The organism is Citricoccus sp. SGAir0253, from assembly GCF_005877055.1.
GTDB lineage: Bacteria > Actinomycetota > Actinomycetes > Actinomycetales > Micrococcaceae > Citricoccus.
This window is the reverse complement of sequence record NZ_CP039424.1, coordinates 367,593-384,092: the sequence shown is the minus strand read 5'-3', so window position 1 is coordinate 384,092 and position 16,500 is coordinate 367,593. Positions and strand designations below refer to the sequence as shown.

General features: G+C 72.1%; 14 protein-coding genes. 5 read left to right on the top strand and 9 right to left on the bottom strand.

Features of this window, described 5'->3' with window-relative positions; genetic code table 11:
• Window positions 1-52: 52 nt before the first annotated feature.
• Window positions 53-1,612 carry a long-chain fatty acid--CoA ligase gene (locus tag E7744_RS01740; protein ID WP_137772631.1) on the bottom strand — a complete coding sequence of 520 codons (1,560 nt, stop codon included), beginning with the start codon at window positions 1,610-1,612 and terminating at the stop codon, window positions 53-55.
• Between the two features lie 237 nt (window positions 1,613-1,849).
• Window positions 1,850-2,860, bottom strand: a complete 1,011-nt coding sequence (locus E7744_RS01735) for an ABC transporter substrate-binding protein (protein WP_137772630.1) — start codon at window positions 2,858-2,860, stop codon at window positions 1,850-1,852.
• 188 nt (window positions 2,861-3,048) lie between these two features.
• Here E7744_RS01735 and E7744_RS01730 point away from each other — a divergent pair, with 188 nt between their 5' ends.
• Window positions 3,049-3,555, top strand: coding sequence for a MarR family winged helix-turn-helix transcriptional regulator (locus E7744_RS01730; RefSeq protein ID WP_137772629.1), 507 nt, complete (start codon window positions 3,049-3,051; stop codon window positions 3,553-3,555).
• A gap of 92 nt (window positions 3,556-3,647) precedes the next feature.
• Here E7744_RS01730 and E7744_RS01725 read toward each other — a convergent pair whose 3' ends face one another.
• The 5 genes from E7744_RS01725 to E7744_RS01705 all read right to left on the bottom strand — a co-directional run bounded on the left by E7744_RS01725 (window position 3,648) and on the right by E7744_RS01705 (window position 8,628).
• A complete protein-coding gene (locus E7744_RS01725; RefSeq protein WP_137772628.1) occupies window positions 3,648-4,670 on the bottom strand; it encodes an ABC transporter substrate-binding protein in 1,023 nt (340 codons plus the stop codon).
• Window positions 4,671-4,727: 57 nt separating this feature from the next.
• Window positions 4,728-5,207, bottom strand: a complete 480-nt coding sequence (locus E7744_RS01720) for a MaoC family dehydratase (RefSeq protein ID WP_137772627.1) — start codon at window positions 5,205-5,207, stop codon at window positions 4,728-4,730.
• A gap of 128 nt (window positions 5,208-5,335) precedes the next feature.
• On the bottom strand, window positions 5,336-6,541 hold the full coding sequence (locus tag E7744_RS01715) for an acyl-CoA dehydrogenase family protein (RefSeq protein ID WP_137772626.1): 1,206 nt from the start codon (window positions 6,539-6,541) through the stop codon (window positions 5,336-5,338).
• On the bottom strand, window positions 6,538-7,512 hold the full coding sequence (locus E7744_RS01710; RefSeq protein WP_137772625.1) for an amidohydrolase family protein: 975 nt from the start codon (window positions 7,510-7,512) through the stop codon (window positions 6,538-6,540). Before E7744_RS01710 ends, E7744_RS01715 begins: the two co-directional genes overlap by 4 nt.
• A 183-nt stretch (window positions 7,513-7,695) precedes the next feature.
• A complete protein-coding gene (locus E7744_RS01705; RefSeq protein ID WP_137772624.1) occupies window positions 7,696-8,628 on the bottom strand; it encodes an SDR family NAD(P)-dependent oxidoreductase in 933 nt (310 codons plus the stop codon).
• Window positions 8,629-8,831: 203 nt separating this feature from the next.
• On the opposite strand from E7744_RS01705, the gene E7744_RS01700 reads away from it, so the two are divergent.
• Window positions 8,832-9,317 carry a MarR family winged helix-turn-helix transcriptional regulator gene (locus E7744_RS01700; protein WP_137772623.1) on the top strand — a complete coding sequence of 162 codons (486 nt, stop codon included), beginning with the start codon at window positions 8,832-8,834 and terminating at the stop codon, window positions 9,315-9,317.
• 181 nt (window positions 9,318-9,498) lie between these two features.
• On the opposite strand, the gene E7744_RS01695 is transcribed toward E7744_RS01700, so the two are convergent.
• Window positions 9,499-10,899, bottom strand: a complete 1,401-nt coding sequence (locus E7744_RS01695) for an NAD(P)-binding domain-containing protein (protein ID WP_137772622.1) — start codon at window positions 10,897-10,899, stop codon at window positions 9,499-9,501.
• Window positions 10,900-11,210: 311 nt separating this feature from the next.
• Between E7744_RS01695 and E7744_RS01690 the strand changes: the two genes are divergently transcribed.
• The 3 genes from E7744_RS01690 (at window position 11,211) to E7744_RS01680 (ending at window position 14,799) form a co-directional block, all read left to right on the top strand.
• On the top strand, window positions 11,211-12,755 hold the full coding sequence (locus E7744_RS01690) for a long-chain fatty acid--CoA ligase (protein ID WP_137772621.1): 1,545 nt from the start codon (window positions 11,211-11,213) through the stop codon (window positions 12,753-12,755).
• A 105-nt stretch (window positions 12,756-12,860) separates the two neighbouring features.
• Window positions 12,861-14,234: an MFS transporter gene (locus E7744_RS01685; RefSeq protein ID WP_137772620.1), complete on the top strand. Its 1,374-nt coding sequence runs from the start codon at window positions 12,861-12,863 to the stop codon at window positions 14,232-14,234.
• A 1-nt stretch (window position 14,235) separates the two neighbouring features.
• A complete protein-coding gene (locus E7744_RS01680; RefSeq protein WP_246858505.1) occupies window positions 14,236-14,799 on the top strand; it encodes a MarR family winged helix-turn-helix transcriptional regulator in 564 nt (187 codons plus the stop codon).
• Window positions 14,800-14,993: 194 nt separating this feature from the next.
• Here the strand turns inward: E7744_RS01680 and E7744_RS01675 are convergent, their stop codons facing one another.
• On the bottom strand, window positions 14,994-16,229 hold the full coding sequence (locus E7744_RS01675) for a glycerophosphodiester phosphodiesterase family protein (RefSeq protein ID WP_137772619.1): 1,236 nt from the start codon (window positions 16,227-16,229) through the stop codon (window positions 14,994-14,996).
• Window positions 16,230-16,500: the final 271 nt, after the last annotated feature.

The window sequence follows — 16,500 nt, the reverse complement described above, 5'->3', positions numbered from 1 at the left end:
CCGGCCTCGGCGGGCCGGGCCCGCGGGCCGGGGCGCCGCCGTCGGGCTCCGGTCAGCCGCCGTACCGGCGGCGCAGGTCCGGCTTGCGGATCTTGCCGGAGGCGGTGCGCGGCATCTCGTCCACGAACACCACGGACTTCGGGATCTTGTACCGGGCGAGCTTGCCGTCGAGGTGGCCGATGACCTGCTCCTCGGTCAGCTCGTGGCCCTCGCGGACCACGACCACGGCGCGCGGGACCTCGCCCCACTTCTCGTCGGGCACCCCGATCACGGCGACGGCGGCGACCGCCTCGAGCTCGGCGATGGCCTGCTCCACCTGGGCGGGGTAGATGTTCTCGCCCCCGGAGATGATCATGTCCTTGAGCCGGTCGGAGATGAACAGGAACCCCTCCTCGTCGAGGTAGCCCATGTCCCCCGTCTTCAGCCACGTGCCCCCCTCGGCCTGCACGAAGGACTCCTGGGTGGCCTCGGGACGGTTCCAGTAGGCGGAGATGACGTTGGGCCCCTGCACCTGGATCTCGCCCACGTCCCCCGGGGCGCAGCGCTCGCCGAGGGGGTCCACCACGCGCACCGCGGTGTGGAAGTGCGGCAGGCCGCCGGATCCCTGCTTCGGCCGCGAGAAGCGGGCCGGCAGGACGGTGGCGCCGGGCGAGGTCTCGGTCATGCCGTAGCCCATGCCGATGGCGAGCCCCCGCTGCTCGTAGGCCTCCAGCACGCGGATGGGCACCGCGGAGCCGCCGCAGGTGAGGATGCGGAGGGAGGACAGGTCGGTGCGGTCCCAGTCGGGGTGCTCGGCCAGCAGCTGGTACGTGGTCGGCACGCCGGACATGCTGGTGATGCCGTGCTCCTCGATCAGCCGGAGGACCCGGCCGGGCTCGAAGCGCGGCTCGAGCACGAGCGTGCCGCCCTTGAGCAGGGTCGGCAGGGCGCCCATGCCGAGGGAGGCGACGTGGAACATGGGGGCGATCATCAGCGCCCGCGTCTCGCTCGTGACGTCGAAGTCGGCCAGGACGTTGAAGGCGTTCCACGTCAGGTTGCCGTGGGTGAGCATGGCGCCCTTGGGCTTGCCCGTGGTCCCGGAGGTGTAGAGGATGATCGCCAGGTCGTCCAGGTCCACGGCCACGTCCGGGCGCTCCGGCCGGCCGGAGGCCACCAGGTCCTCGTAGTCGAGCGGCTCGAGGTCGCCGTCGCGGCGCTCGGCCGCGGCCCGGGGGCCGTCCTGCACCAGCGCCAGGAGCCCGACGCCGGTCCCGCGGCTCCCCGCGAGGGCGAGCGGTTCCAGCGTGGCCGAGGCGACGAGCACGGTGGAGCCGGAGTCCTCGAGGGCGAAGCCGATCTCGGGCGGGGCGAGCCGGGTGTTCAGGGGGACGAAGACGGCCCCGAGGGACCCGGCGGCGAACAGCACCTCGAGGAAGGACGGGTAGTTCTCGCCCAGGTAGGCCACGCGGTCCCCCGGGGCCACGCCCCGGGCGGACAGGGCGTCGGCCAGGCGGTCGATGCGCTCCGCCCAGGCGTCGTAGGTCAGCTCGCCCGCGGCGCTGATGACGGCGGTGTGCCCGGCCGACTTGACGCGGCGGCGGTGGATCCAGTCCCCGATCCCACGGTTGAACATCTGCAGCTCCTCACGGCTCCTGTGCCCAGAATCACACTGCCCCCAGTCTGCGCCATTTGATTGAGTATTTCAATCGTTGTCCGGGGCATTCGACGCGGGGCCGCGGGCGGGGCGGGCGGGGCGGGCGGGTCCAGAGAAGGCTTTGGGGGCAATCCCGACCGGTCGGGATTGCCCCCGAAGCGCAGGGGGAGGAGGTCGGCCGGAACGGCCGGTGGGGCCGACCCGCCAGTGCAGGGGTCAGGCGCCCTCGCGGATGAGGTCGTCCATGGACGGCGCCTCGTCGATCAGGCCGCCCTCGAGGGAGAGGTCGATGACCTCCTGCAGCGAGTCCCGGTCGTGCTCCTGCGGGAAGCGCGGCATGGTCAGCTCCTCGATCACGTCCGGCTCGAGGGACGTGTACTCGGGCAGGACCGCCTTGGCCTCGTCCGGGTTGTCCGTGGCGTACTGCTGGGACTCCTTCATGGCGGCCACGAAGTTGTCCACCACCTCCGGGTCCTGCTCGATCTTGTCATCCGTGGTGAAGTACCCGGCAATCGACAGGTCCGGGATCGGGTCGGCGTACTGCGCGAAGACGCGCCGGGCGCCACCCTCCTCGGCGAGGGTCACGAACGGCTCGACGGCGCCGATCGCGTCCACGTTGCCGGCCTCCAGCTGGCCGACCATGTCCGGGAAGGCCATCTCGACGTACTCGATGGTGTCCGGGTTGCCGCCGTCCTGGCGGATGCCCTCCGAGATGACGGTGTCGTTGATGTTGTTCAGGGTGTTCACGGCGATGCGCTTGTCGTCCAGGTCCGCCGCGGACTCGACGTCCGAGTCCTCGGGGACCATGACCGCGGCGAAGTCGTCCTCGGAGTCGCCGGTGGTCTGCGGGCCGGTGGCGACGAGCTTCACCGGCAGCCCCTGCGAGCGGCCGATCACGAGGGAGGTGACGTTGGAGAAGCCGAAGTCCATCTGCCCCGACTGCACGGCGGGCACGATCGCGGCCCCGCCCTGGGCCAGGGTCAGGGTGACGTCCAGGCCGTGGTCCTCGAAGATGCCCTCCTTGACGCCCAGGTAGATGGGGGCGACGTCCACGATCGGGATGACCCCGACCTCGATGGGGGTCAGGTCGCCGGAGGCGGGGGAACCGCTCTGGCCACCCGCCGCGGGGCTGGATCCGTCCCCGCCCCCGGACGGGGAACCGGAGCCACAGGCGGTCAGGGCGAGCAGGGCGGCCGCGCCCACGGCGGCCAGTCGGAAGGTCCTCATTGTCGGTGCTCCTGGGTCACGGGGTGCGGGTGTGCGGTGGCGGGAGGTCCCGCCGCCGCGGGCCGGCGCAGGGGGTGCGGACGGCCTGTAAGGTGACTCACAGCCTAGTCAGCCGCGCCGTCGGCGAACAAGGACAATCCATTAATCTTCTCAACTGTTTCCGCTTGCTTCTCGCGACAGGAGGCCCCATGCCGAACGACCGCCGGGAGGGCGCCGCCGCCCCCGGGGAGGGGGACGGGGACGCCTCCCTCGTCGCCCCCGAGGATTTCCGCAGCCTGGCGGTGCGCCGGATGCTGAGCCGACACGGACGCCTCTGGGCCCAGCAGGTGTCCCCCGACCACACGTCGATCCAGTTCGGCCTGCTGCTGTGCCTGGCCCGGGCCGCCGAGGGGCTGTCCCAGACCGAGATCGCCGCGGCCCTCGCCGTGGACAAGGCCACGCTGACCGAGTTGGTGCGCCGCATGGAGGCCCAGGGGCACGTGGCCGTGCACCGGGACGCCCGGGACGGCCGGCGCCGCGTGGCCACCCTCACCCCCGCTGGACGGAAGGTGCTCCGGGAGCTGTACCAGCCCGCCGTCGAGGTGAACGAGCAGCTGTTCGCCCCGCTCAGCGCCGCCGAGTCCGAGCAGCTGCTGCACCTGATGCGGAGGGTGCTCGACCACGAGGCAGCCACCGCGCACCCCGACCGGGGCTGAGCACCCCGCCCCTCCGGCAGCACGATGCCCCGGACCACCGGTCCGGGGCATCGTCACGCCGAGGGAATCACCCGCCGTCGCGGGTCATCAGCTCACTGGCCCTCCCAGTAGAGCTTCCCGGTGTCCGGCTCGTTGCTGATGAAGCCGTACTTCACCATGAGCCGCCCGGCCTCCTCGATCTGGTCCTTGCGGATCTCGGCGGAGAGCTCCTCCATCTTCAGGTCCTTGGCCACGTCCTCGGGGAGGTTGATGAACTCCGGCAGCAGGGCGCGGGCGCCCTCCTCGTCCTCCTGGGCCGCGTCCAGGGACTCCGTCATGGCGTCCACGAAGCGCTTCGCCAGGTCCGGGTTCTCCTCCACGAAGGAGCCGGAGCTGAAGGTCACCATGGTCGGCATGCCGGCCACCGAGTCCTGGAAGGAGTAGCCCACGAGCTGGTTGTCCTCGTTCGCCAGCGAGCTGCTCAGGAACGGCTCGGGGACCCAGATGGCGTCCGTGTTGCCGCGCTCGAGCTGGGCCGGCATGTCCTGGAACGGCATCTCCGAGAAGTTGACCGCCTCGGGGTCGCCGCCGGCCTTGGACACGGCCTCCATGATCGTCAGGTCGCCCTGCGTCTTCAGGGCGTTGACGGAGACGGTCTTGCCCGCGAGGTCCTCCCAGCCCTGGATCCCGCTGTCCTTGGTGGTCACCACGCCGGCGATGTCCTCGCCCTCGGCCAGCGAGTTGGAGTACCCGGCCACGATCTTCATGTCGAGGCCGCGGTCGTTGGCGTTCATCACGGAGTTGGGGTTGCCGATGCCGAACTGCAGCTGCTCGTTCGCCACGGCCGGCAGCATCGCGGCGCCGGCATTGGAGGTGGAGAGCTCCACGTCGATGCCGTGGTCCTCGAAGATGCCCTTCTCGACGCCGTAGTAGATCCCGACCGACGGGGCGATCGGCAGCACGCCGACCTTGACCTGGTCCAGCTCGCCCGAGCCGCCGGCGGACCCGGAGGCGGTCTCCGAGGCCCCGGGCGAGGAGGCGTCCCCGCCGCCGGACGGCGAGCCGGAGCCGCAGCCGGTCAGCGCGAGTCCCGTGACGGCGACGGTGGCCATCAGCGAGAGGAGCTTTGTGTTCATGGTCTCTCCTGGGGATAGGTCCGGCGGCGCCGGAGGGTGGAGTGCCGTCGGCGGTGCCTAGGCGTAGAAGCGGGCGAGGAAGGTGGCCACCACGGCCGGGCGCTCCTCCCCCTCGATCTCGATGGTGGAGTCCACGACGATGTGCAGGCCGTTGCCCTTGACCTCCTGGACGTCCGCGATGGAGCCCTTCATGCGGATGCGGGAGCCGACCTTCACCGGCGAGGTGAAGCGCACCTTGTCCAGCCCGTAGTTGACCTTGGTCTTGACGTCGGAGACGTCGAAGAGCTCGGACCAGAACGGGATGATCATGGACAGGGTGAGGAAGCCGTGGGCGATCGGGGCCCCGAACGGGCCGTCCTTGGCACGCTCCGGGTCCACGTGGATCCACTGCTGGTCGTCCGTGGCGTCGGCGAAGGTGTTCACCATCTGCTGGGTCACCTCGCGCCACTCGGTGACGCCGAGGTCCTTGCCGGCCAGGGACTTGGCCTCCTCGAACGTGACGACGAGCCTGGACGTGGGGGTGGTGGTCTCGGTCATGGCTTCCTCCTAGGAATGTGTTCTACATCACAATGGTTGATGAGCGCAATGGTTTTCGGCACTTTGCGGGCAAAACCCACCGGTGGGTTCTGCCCGCAAAGCGCGGGGGTCGGTTTCGGCCCCGGGCCTCAGACGAAGGCGCCGACCCCGGTGACGGCGCGGCCCACGATCAGCGCGTTGATCTCGTGGGTGCCCTCGTAGGAGTAGATCGCCTCGGCGTCCGCGTGGAACCGGGCCACGTCCGTGTCCAGGGTGATCCCGTTGCCGCCGCACACCTCGCGGGCCAGGGCCACCGTCTCCCGCAGGCGCAGGGACGTGTACATCTTGGCCAGCGCGGAGTTCTCGTCCTTGAAGACCCCGGCCGCCTGCTGCTCGGTCAGCTGCACCACCATGCCCAGGGACGCGGTGAGGTTGCCCAGCATGACCGCCAGCTTCTCCTGCACGAGCTGGAACCCGGCGATCGGCTGGCCGAACTGCTCCCGCCCGCGCACGTAGCGCAGCGCGGCCTCGTAGGCCCCGGCCTGGGCGCCCACGGCCATCCACGCCACGTCCGAGCGCATGTTCCGCAGGCAGCGGGCCACGTCGGCGAAGGAGTTGATGCCCTGCAGGCGCGCGTCCTCGCCCACCCGCACGTCCCGGTACTCGATGTGCGCGTTCTGCATGATCCGCAGCGAGGCCTTGTGCGGGATGATCGTCATGGACACGCCCTCGGCCCCGCGCGGGACGAGGAAGCACTTGACCTGGCCGTCGGCGGTGTCCCGGGCGAAGGTGGCCACCACGTCGGAGACGGTGGCGCCGCCGATCCAGCGCTTGGCCCCGTTGATGACCCACTCGCCCGTGGCCGCGTCCCGGGTGGCGGTGGTGGCCAGCCCGCCGGCCACGTCCGAGCCGTGGTCCGGCTCGGTCAGCCCGAACACGCCGGTCAGCTCGTAGGTGCGGATCCTCGCGTCCAGGTCCCGCGCCTGCTCCGGGGAGCCGCCGAGCGTGCACACGGTGCGGAACAGCCCGGCCTGGGCGTTGTAGAGCGTGCCGACGTTGATGTCGCAGCGAGCCAGCTCGAAGTTGCGGAACCCCGTGAGGAGGTCCCCCACGGGCTCGCCCGCCTCGCGCAGCGCCGGCGGGTCCATCAGCTCGAGCCCGCGCACCGCCTCGAGCAGTTCCGTGGGCAGCTCGGCCCGGTCCCAGGCGTCGTTCAGGAGCGGGTACACCGTGGACTGCAGCTGCTCCCGCAGGCCGGTGAGGACCGCGCGCTCGGCCTCGGTGAGCCGCTCGGCGAAGCCGTAGAGGTCCGAGGGGATGACGGTCCCGACGGCGGGCGCGCGCCCGCCGCTCATGCCGCACCGCCCGCGGCGGTGCGCTCGCCCGCGGAGGCGCCCCGGCCGGCGTCGGGGGTCCCGGCGGCCGGCCGGGAGCCCAGGCCGAGCAGCCCCACGGCGTTGTCCTTGAGGATCCGGGGGCGGACCTCGTCCTTGAGCGGCAGCTCGGCGAAGGCCTTCAGCCACTGGTCCGGGGTGATGAGCGGGAAGTCGGTGCCGAACAGGACCTTGCGCGAGAGCACGTTGTTGGACTGGCGCACGAGCGACTCCGGGAAGTACTTCGGGGACCAGCCCGAGAGGTCGATGTACACGTTGGCCTTGTGCGTGGCGATCGAGTTCGCCTCGTCCTGCCACGGCACGGAGGGGTGCGCCATGATGATCGGCAGCCCCGGGTGCTCGGCGGCCACGTCGTCCAGCAGCAGCGGGTTGGAGTACTTCAGCTTGATGCCGCGCCCGCCCGGCAGCCCGGCGCCCATGCCGTTCTGGCCCGTGTGGAAGATGCACGGCAGGCCGAACCGCTCCAGCTCCGCCCACAGCGGGAAGTACTGCTCGTCCGAGGGGTTGAAGCCCTGGACGGAGGGGTGGAACTTGAACCCTCGCACGCCGAGCTCCTCGGCCTGGCGCCGGGCCTCAGCGATCGCGGCCGGGCCGGTGCGGGGGTCCACGCTGCCGAAGGGGATCAGCACGTCGTGGTGTCGGGCGCAGCCGGCCACGAGGTCGTCGATCGAGTTCGGCAGGTGGCCCATCTGGGTGCGGGCGTCCACGGTGAAGACCACCGCGGCCATCCGGTGGGCCCGGTAGGTCTCGGCGATCGAGTCGATCGAGGGGGTGCGCTCGGCGGCCTTGAAGTACTTTGCCGAGGCCTCCATGATGTCGTCCGGCATGGCCACGTGGCCGCAGTCGTCGACCTCGAGGTGGACGTGCATGTCCACGGCGGTGATGGCGTCGACGTCGACGGCGCACTCGTAGCGCACGGGGGTCTGGCCCATGGTTCCTCCTGGGGTGCGGTGCTGGGAGCTGGTGCTGGGGTCTGGTGCTGGTGGGCGGTGCTGGTGCGGTGCTGCCGGGGTGCGCGGCGGCCGGAGGGCCGGCGCGGCGGCGCTGCGGTGCGGGGGCGCCCCGGCGGGGGGCGACGCCGGCCGGGAGGGTCCCCGGCCGGCGTCGGGCCGGGGTCAGCGGCCGGCGGCCTCCGGCTGGAGCTCGGCCGGCAGCTCGGGCAGGCGCTCGCCCACCGACTGCAGGTTGGCCTCGAGGAGGGCCTTGCCCTCGGAGAGCATGGTCTCGTAGTCCCAGCCGCCGTCGTGGTACTCGGTGACGACCGGCTCCGGGTGGGACCAGACCTGCAGGCGGTCCCCGCCGACGCCGATCGCCTGGCCGGAGATGCCGGCGGCCGCGTCCGAGGACAGGAAGGCCACGAGGCCGGCCACGTCCCGCGCGGGGCCGAAGCCGAGGTCCTTGCGGAAGAACTCCGGCATGGCCTCCCCGCGCTCGTCCGCCTCGACGGCCTTGGCGAAGAACGGCACGGTCTTGGTCATGGCGGTGGCGGCCACCGGGATGACGGCGTTCACCGCGACGCCGGCCTTCTTCATCTCCAGGGCCCAGGTGCGGACCATGCCCACGATCCCGGCCTTGGCCGCGGCGTAGTTGGTCTGGCCGAAGTTGCCGCGCTGGCCGGTCGGCGAGCCGATGGTGACGATGCGTCCGGCCACGCCGTTCTCCTTGAAGTAGGCGAAGGCGGAGCGCACGCAGGTGAAGGTGCCCTTGAGGTGGACGTTGATGACCGCGTCGAAGTCGTCGTCGGTCATCTTCAGCAGGGACTTGTCCCGCAGGATGCCGGCATTGGTGACGAGGATGTCCAGGCCGCCGAAGGTGTCCACGGCGGTCTTGACGAGCTGGTCGGCGGTCTCGGAGGAGCCCACGGGGGCCACCACCGCGGCAGCCCGGCCGCCGGCCTCGGTGATGGACGCGACCGCCTGGTCCGCCACCTCCTGGTTGACGTCGTTGATGACGACGGCGGCGCCCTGGCGGGCGAGTTCCTGGGCGTAGGCCAGGCCGAGGCCTGCGCCGGAGCCGGTGACGATGGCGACCTTGCCGTTGAGGGACATGGCTTCTCCTTCGGAGGTGGGCTGTACTGGTGGTGTCGCCACCATCACAACCCATACCGTTGAGAAAGTCAACGATAGGATTTCGCCATGGACGCCGGGGGGTGCGCCGCCCGGCAAACCCCCAGCAAAATCCCGGGGCACAAACCTCCCCCTCCTCGCTACACTTGAGAACATCAATGATTGAGCGAGCCGAGCGAGGATCCATGCCGACAACGACCCAGACGGCCGACGACGCCCCCGAGGCCATGGCCGAGGCCGGGATCGAGCGCTTCCTGGCCGGTGAGCTGGCCCAGCAGGTCCAGTTCCTCACGGCCCGGGCGCGCGGACGTGGCTCAGGTCACGCCAACATGATGCTCGCCGACCTGGGGATCAAGGTCCGGCAGTACTCCGTGCTCTCGCTGGCCGCGAGCGGGCTCAAGCCGTCCCAGCGCGAGCTGGGGGAGTTCCTGGCCCTGGACCCGAGCCAGATCGTGGCCCTGGTGGACTCCCTCGAGCAGATCGGGGCCGTGCAGCGCGAGACCGATCCGCGCGACCGCCGCTCCAAGATCATCGTGGCCACCGAGTCCGGCCTGGAGCTCTTCGAGCGGGCCCGGACGGTGCTGCTGGAGTCCGAGGACGTCACCCTCGGCACCCTGTCCCAGCGCGAGCGCCGCCAGCTGCGCACGCTGCTGATGAAGATCGCCTTCTAGCCCCGGGCCTCCATCCCGGCACGACGGCGGCCGCGCACCCGGGTGCGCGGCCGCCGTCGGGAACTCCTCCCGGCGCATCCGGCACCCGGCACCCGGCACCCAACCGCACTTTGCGGGCAGAACCCACCGGTGGGTCCTGCCCGCAAAGTCGTGGGGACGCGTCGCCGGGAGCGGTCCCCGCTCAGGCGGAGGGGGCGGCCTCCCGGGCCGCGAGGAGGTCCTCCATGCCGGTCGGCTCCGGGGTGGAGAGGTAGCGCTCCAGGGAGTCGTCGAGCTCCTGCAGCCACGGCGTGTGGTGCACGGCCGCCATGGTCCCCGTCATCACGGAGCGGTGCGGGCGGTCGCGGTAGGTGAGGATGTTCTCCTTCTTGTCCCGCTTCCAGTCCAGGAAGATCCGCACCACCTCGTCCAGGTCGAACATCGGGTAGTCGGTGGCCTCGATGAGGTCGCGGATGTAGTCGGCCTGGAACCGCACGGCGTCGGCGTCGGAGTCCACGGCCTCGAAGCGCTCGCGCCACCGGGCCATGTGCGCCGCCCGCTCCTCGGCCGGCGGCAGCTCGGCGCGCCCGAGCACCAGGTCCCGGACGTACCAGGCCTGGGCGTCGAACATGTTGAAGGTGAACCACTGGTCCTGGGCGCCCAGGTAGTGAAGCTTGGGGTTGCCCTGCCACGCCACGCCCCGGTAGAGCCCGTCCGGGTAGATGGTGTTGGGCCCGGACAGCGCCAGCTCCGAGGGCAGGAACGGGTACTTGTGCAGGTAGCCGGTGCACAGGATCACCGCGTCCACCTCGCGGACCTCGCCGTCGACGAAGTGCACCCGCTGGCCCTCGAAGCGCTCGATGCCCGGCAGCTCCTCCATGCCCTCCGGCCAGTCGTAGCCCTGCGGACGGCTGCGGTAGCTCATGGTGACCGAGGCGGCCCCCATCTTGAAGGCCTGCACGCCGATGTCCTCCGCGGAGTAGGAGGCGCCGATCAGCAGGACGCGCTGGCCGGCGAGCTTCTCCGCCCCGCGGAAGTCGTGGGCGTGGTGGAGGGTGCCGGGGAAGGTCTCGATGCCCCGGAAGCCGGGGACGTTCGGGTAGGAGAAGTGCCCCGTGGCCACGATGACCTGGTCGAAGACGGACGAGGAGGTCTCCCGCGAGCGCAGGTCCTCCACCGTGACCGTGAAGGCGTCCCGCTCCGGGTCGTACTGGACCCAGCGGACGGCGGTGGAGAAGCGGACCCGGTCCCTCACGTCCGTGCGCCGGACCCGGCCGTCGATGTAGTCCCACAGCACCTCGCGCGGCGGGTAGGAGGAGATGGGCCGGCCGAAGTGCTCGTCGAAGGTGTACTCGGCGAACTCCAGGGCCTCCTTGGGGCCGTTCGACCACAGGTTGCGGTACATCGAGGAGTGGACGGGCTCGCCGTACTCGTCGATCCCGCTGCGCCAGTCGTAGTTCCACTGGCCGCCCCAGTCGGCCTGCTTCTCGAAGCACACGATCTCGGGGATCTCGGCCCCCGCGCGCTGGGCGGACTCGAACGCCCGCAGGGCGGCGATCCCGCTCGGTCCGGCTCCGATGATGGCGATGCGCTGTTCGGACACGGCTTCCCTTCCGGCCTTCCGGCCTTGTCTCTGCTCGATGACGGGTCGGATGGAGGACCGCTTCCGGGCGACTGCCGCCCTGCCTCAACGTCCGACCTCACGTCGCGCCCCGGCCCACCGCCCGGCCAGGACGGGGATCAACGCCGGGACGGGCGCCGCCGTCGGCGCCGTCTGCTCCCCACCCTACCAAGGATTCGCCAATGCAATCACCGACGCCCGGGCCGTCGGAATCGCAAACTCAATGATTGACTTTCTCAACGCTTGTGGGTTTCATGAGAACAGTGACCCAGCCCACAACCCCGAGGAGTCCCATGAACACCGGTGTCGGCAGCTATCCCCGTCGTCGCGCGCAGGTGCGCCCCGAGGCCGTGGCCATCGAGTTCGAGGGCACGAGCACCACGTACGGGCGCTTCAGCGAGCGCGTCACCCGGCTGGCCCACGCCCTGCGGGGCCTGGGCGTGGACCGCGGGGGGCGCGTGGCCTACATCGGGTTCAACCACCCCACGCTGCTGGAGACGTTCTTCGCCGCCAACCTCCTCGGCGCCACCCCCGTGCTCGTCAACCCGCGCCTGTCCCCGGCGGAGGCGGAGTTCATCGTGGCCGACTCCGGTGCCGCGGTGGTCGTCCACGGCCGGGAGGTCGCCGATACCGCCGCCCACCTCGCCGAGCGGCAGCCGGGGCTCGTGCTCGTGGCCGCCGAGGGCCCGGACGGTCCCGGGGCCCGCTACGAGGAGCTGCTCGCGGCCGCCGGCACCGCCGAGGTGGAGGCGGACGTGGCCGAGGACGACGTGGCCCTGCTCATGTACACCTCCGGCACCACGGGCCGCCCCAAGGGCGCCATGCTGACGCACCGGAACCTCACGTACCAGTACCTCAACGCCTTCACCGGCACGGACCTGCGCCAGGACGAGGTCATGCTCTCGGTGGCCCCGCTGTTCCACATCGCGGGCCTGAACATGACCACGATCCCCACGTTCATGATGGGCGGGCGGCTCATCATCCACCGCGCGTTCCGCCCGGCCGCGGTGCTCGAGGAGATCGAGCGCTCGGCGGTCACGGGCACGTTCATGGTCCCGGCGATGATCGACCTGCTGGCCCAGGAGCCCGGCTTCGCCGAGCGCGACCTGTCCTCGCTGCGCTCGATCATGGTCGGCGGCTCCCCGCTGCCCGAGCGGTCCATCCGGGCCTGGACGGACCGCGGGGTCAAGGTGGTCCAGGGCTTCGGCATGACCGAGACCGCGCCCGGGGTCTGCCTGCTCGAGGCGCAGGACGCCCTCGCGCACGCCGGCACCGCCGGCCGCCCGCACTTCTTCTCCGAGGTCCGGCTCGTGGACCCGGCCACCGGGCAGGACGTCGGCGACGGCGTGGCCGGGGAGGTCTGGGTCCGCGGCCCCCAGGTGATGGCCGGCTACTGGAACCGCCCCGAGGCCACCGAGGCCGCCCTGGCCGGCGGCTGGTACCGCTCCGGGGACATCGCGGTGCGGGACGCCGAGGGCTTCTACACGATCAAGGACCGCATCAAGGACATGTACATCTCCGGCGGGGAGAACGTCTACCCCGCCGAGGTGGAGAACGCCCTGCTGGCCCTGCCCCACGTCCTGGAGGCGGCCGTCGTCGGCGTCCCGGACGAGCGCTGGGGCGAGACCGGGCTGGCCTTCGTGGTGCTGCGCCCCGCGGGGCCCGACGGCGGCCCCGCGCCGGACGGCGCGGCGCTGCGGGACCGGCTCGCCGGACACCTGGCCCGCTACAAGCTGCCGCGGGAGGTGGTCGTGGTGGACGAGTTGCCGCGCACCTCCACCGGCAAGATCCGCAAGACCGTGCTGCGCGAGCGCCCCCTGGCCCCCGCCGGCGCCTGAGGGCCGGCCCCACACCTGCCCCTGCACGGCCCACGCCCGGTGACCCCCGGCGTCGACCCCCGTCCATCCCGCGGCGCACCGCCGCCCGTCCCCCTGGAGACCACCATGACCACCGTGTCCCCCACCCCGACCGCGACCGCGGCGGACCTCGGCGCGCTCGACCCGGCGCTGAGGCGCCGCGAGGCGCGCCGCGTCATCGCGTCCAGCTACCTGGGCTCGACGATCGAGTTCTACGACTTCCTGCTCTACGCGGCCGCCTCGGCCGTCGTGTTCCCCGCCGTCTTCTTCTCGGGGCTGGACCCCCTGACCGGCACGATCGCCGCCTACGGCACCTTCGCCGCCGGCTACCTCGCCCGTCCGCTCGGCGGCGCGGTGTTCGGCCACTTCGGGGACCGGCTGGGGCGCAAGAGGATGCTCGTGCTGTCCATGCTCATCATGGGCGTGGCCTCCACGCTCATCGGCCTGGTGCCCGGCGCGGCCACGATCGGCGGCTGGGGCGCGGTCATCCTCGTGCTGCTGCGCGTGTGCCAGGGCATCGCCGTGGGCGGCGAGTGGGGCGGCGCCGCGCTCATGGCACTCGAGCACTCGGAATCCGGCAAGCGCGGCTTCGCCGCCTCCTTCACGAACGCCGGCGCCCCGACCGGCGCGGCCCTCGGCACGTTCGTGCTCGGCACCTTCTCCGCACTGCTCCCCCAGGACCAGTTCCTCGCGTGGGGCTGGCGCGTGCCGTTCCTGCTGTCCTTCGTGCTGCTCGTGGTGGGCATGGTCATCCGCGCGCGGGTCAGCGAGTCCCCCGTGTTCGCCGCGGCCGTGGCGCAGGCCGAGGCCGAGGACGCCCGCACGGGCGCACGGCGCAGGCTGCCGCTGCTGCAGGTGCTCCGCCGGCCGCGGGCCCTGCTGCTGACCATGTTCGGCGGGGCCTCCGGCTTCGGCCTGCAGGTGCTGCTGTCCACCTTCTCCGTCGGCTACGCCACCGAGGCCGGCGCCGCCCGCTCGGACGTGCTCTACGCGTTCGCGGTGGCCTCCATCGTCTCCATCGCCTTCGTCGTGGGCTTCGGCCACGTCTCGGACCGGTTCGGCCGCCGGCCGGTGATGATCGCCGGACTCGTGCTGTTCGTCCTCTTCCTCACCCCGTTCTTCGCGATGCTGCGCTCCGGGAACTGGTTCGTGCTGCTGCTGGCCTTCACGATCGCCCTGGGCCTGCACGGGATGCTCTACGGCCCGCTCGCGGCGTTCATCTCCGAGCAGTTCGGCACCACCGCCCGCTACACCGGGGCCTCCCTGGGCTACCAGCTGGCCACGCTGCTCGGCGCCGGGTTCACCCCGACCATCCTCGCCACGCTCTACGCCGGCCCCGGACAGGGCACCTCCGTGGTCCCCGTCATCGGGTTCCTGGCCGGCCTGGCCCTGGTCTCCGTGGTCGCGATCGCGCTGACGCGCGAGTCCAAGGACCTCGACCTCGCCACGCACGAGCACTGAGGTGACCGTGCGGACCGAGGACGAGGCCGGACCCGGGGCGCCCGGACGCCACGCCGGCGCCGGGACCGGCTCGCCCGGGCGCCCGGCCGACGTCGGGTCCGGCACCTCGGCCGGTGCGCCGGCCGGCACGGCGGCGGACCGGCTGCGGGGCACGCGGCTGGCGGGGCAGGTCCAGTTCCTCACCGCGCGGGCCCGGTCGCGCGGGACCGGCCACGCCAACGCGCTGCTGCGGCGCGAGCTGGAGCTGAAGGTCAGTCACTTCTCGGTGCTGTCCCTGGCGGCCAGCGGCGTGGACCCCACCCAGCGCGAGCTCAGCGAGTTCCTCGACCTCGACCCGAGCCAAGTGGTCACCCTCGTCGACGCCTTGGAGGGCCGCGGACTCGTGGAGCGCCGCACCGACCCGCGCGACCGGCGCTCGCGGATCATCGTCGCCACGCCGGAGGGCCGCCGGGTGGAGCGGCGCGGCAACGCCCTCACCGAGGCCTCGGACCGGGAGGTCCTCGCGCGGCTCTCCCACGCCGAGCGCGACGTGCTGCGCGACCTGCTCACGCGCATCGCGTTCTAGCGATCCGCCCCGGTCCCGCCGTCCGTCCCCCCACACGCGACTTTGCGGGCAATACCGACCGGTGGGTATTGCCCGCAAAGTCACCGCCGCCGGCGGCCGGATCCCGGCGGCCGCATCCCGGCGACCGGAGCAGGGGCGCCCGGCCCGACGACGGCCGCGCACCCGGGTGCGCGGCCGTCGTCGGGCTCCCGGGCTCAGTTGGCGAAGGTGTCCTGGAGCTGGGCGTCGTCCGTCCACAGCGCCACGGAGTCCCCGCCGTTGTTCAGGACGTTGGCGGTGCCGCCGTTGTAGTAGGCGTCCTCGGCGTCCGCGCCCGGGCCGGTGTAGACGCGCAGCCGCTCGCCGGCCTCGAGCTCGTAGCCCTCGCCGATCTCCAGCACGTTGTTGGCGGCGTCCCGCAGGATCCAGCCGGAGACGTCCACGGCGTGGTTGCCGGTGTTCTCCAGCACCACGTGCTCGCCGGTCTCCGGCTGCAGGTCGGCGCCCGGGACATCGTTGACGGAGTCGGCCACCTGCACGCCGGTGTTCTGCGGGAAGACCTTCAGGCCCCGCTCGTAGCGGGAGAACTGGATCGGGAAGTCACCGGTGATGCGGTCCACGCCCAGCGCGGCGGCCTCGTCGTAGGCCTCGGTGGAGTTCACGGTGTAGACGCCCAGGCCCAGGCCGGCGTCCCTGACCCGCTCGGCCCCGGCCTCGTCGAGGGTGCGGTAGTTCGTACCGAAGGCGTCGGCGAAGGTGGCGTAGCGCTCCAGGGTGGCGGCGTCCGGCACGGTGCCCACGAGCTGCTGCAGCGGCACGTCCGGAGCGATCTCGGCGAAGCGCTGGTTGGAGGCCTCGTCGAAGCCGAGCACCTCGATCTTGCCGGCCTCGACCAGCTCGGACCACTCCGCGTCCTCGGCGAGGGCGTCCGCCACGACCTGCTCGATGCCCGGGGAGTTCACCGGGGACTTGATCTCGATGAACACGCCGGTGTTGCGGGTGGCGACCTCGGCGGCGTCGTCCAGGTGCGGGATCCGCTCGCCCGCGTACTCCTCGGAGAAGTAGGAGCCGGCGTCCAGCTGCTGCAGCTCGTCCCACGTGAAGGACGTGATGGGGTCGTCCTCGCGGCCGGGGAACACCTCGGCCACGTTCGTGGTGCGCGCGGGGGTGTTGTCGTGGAACAGGAACGGCACGCCGTCCGCGGACAGCTGCACGTCGATCTCGAAGAAGTCGGCGCCGGAGGCCACGCCGTCCTCGAAGGCGGCGACGGTGTTCTCCGGGGCGGTGCCGGCGGCCCCGCGGTGCCCGATCAGCACGGGGGCGTCCTCCGGCGCCGGGGCGGCGGTCGCGGACGGGGCCAGGACGGCGGCGGACAGGGCGGCGGCGGTGGCGGCCCCGGCGGCCGCGGCGCGCAGGACGGGGCGACGGCGGGCGGTGGGGTTCTGCGTCATGGGAGACCTCTCGCTGGGGCCCGGTCCGGGTGGGCGGTCGGTTCTCCGCGGCCGGCCCGGGCTCGTTCGTGCCCGTCCACCCTTCCGGCCCGAGCTGACCTGCAGGGGCCCCCGACCTGACGGGGAGGCGCCCCCGAGGTGACGACCGGGTGAAGCGGGCGCCGGAGGCGAGTGGCGGGTCCGGGCCGCCAGATCCCCCTCCTCGGGCGCCCTCTCCCTCCTGCCACCCCGGCTCGTCCGGACCCAGGAGACTCGTCCGCCATGGGTCCCC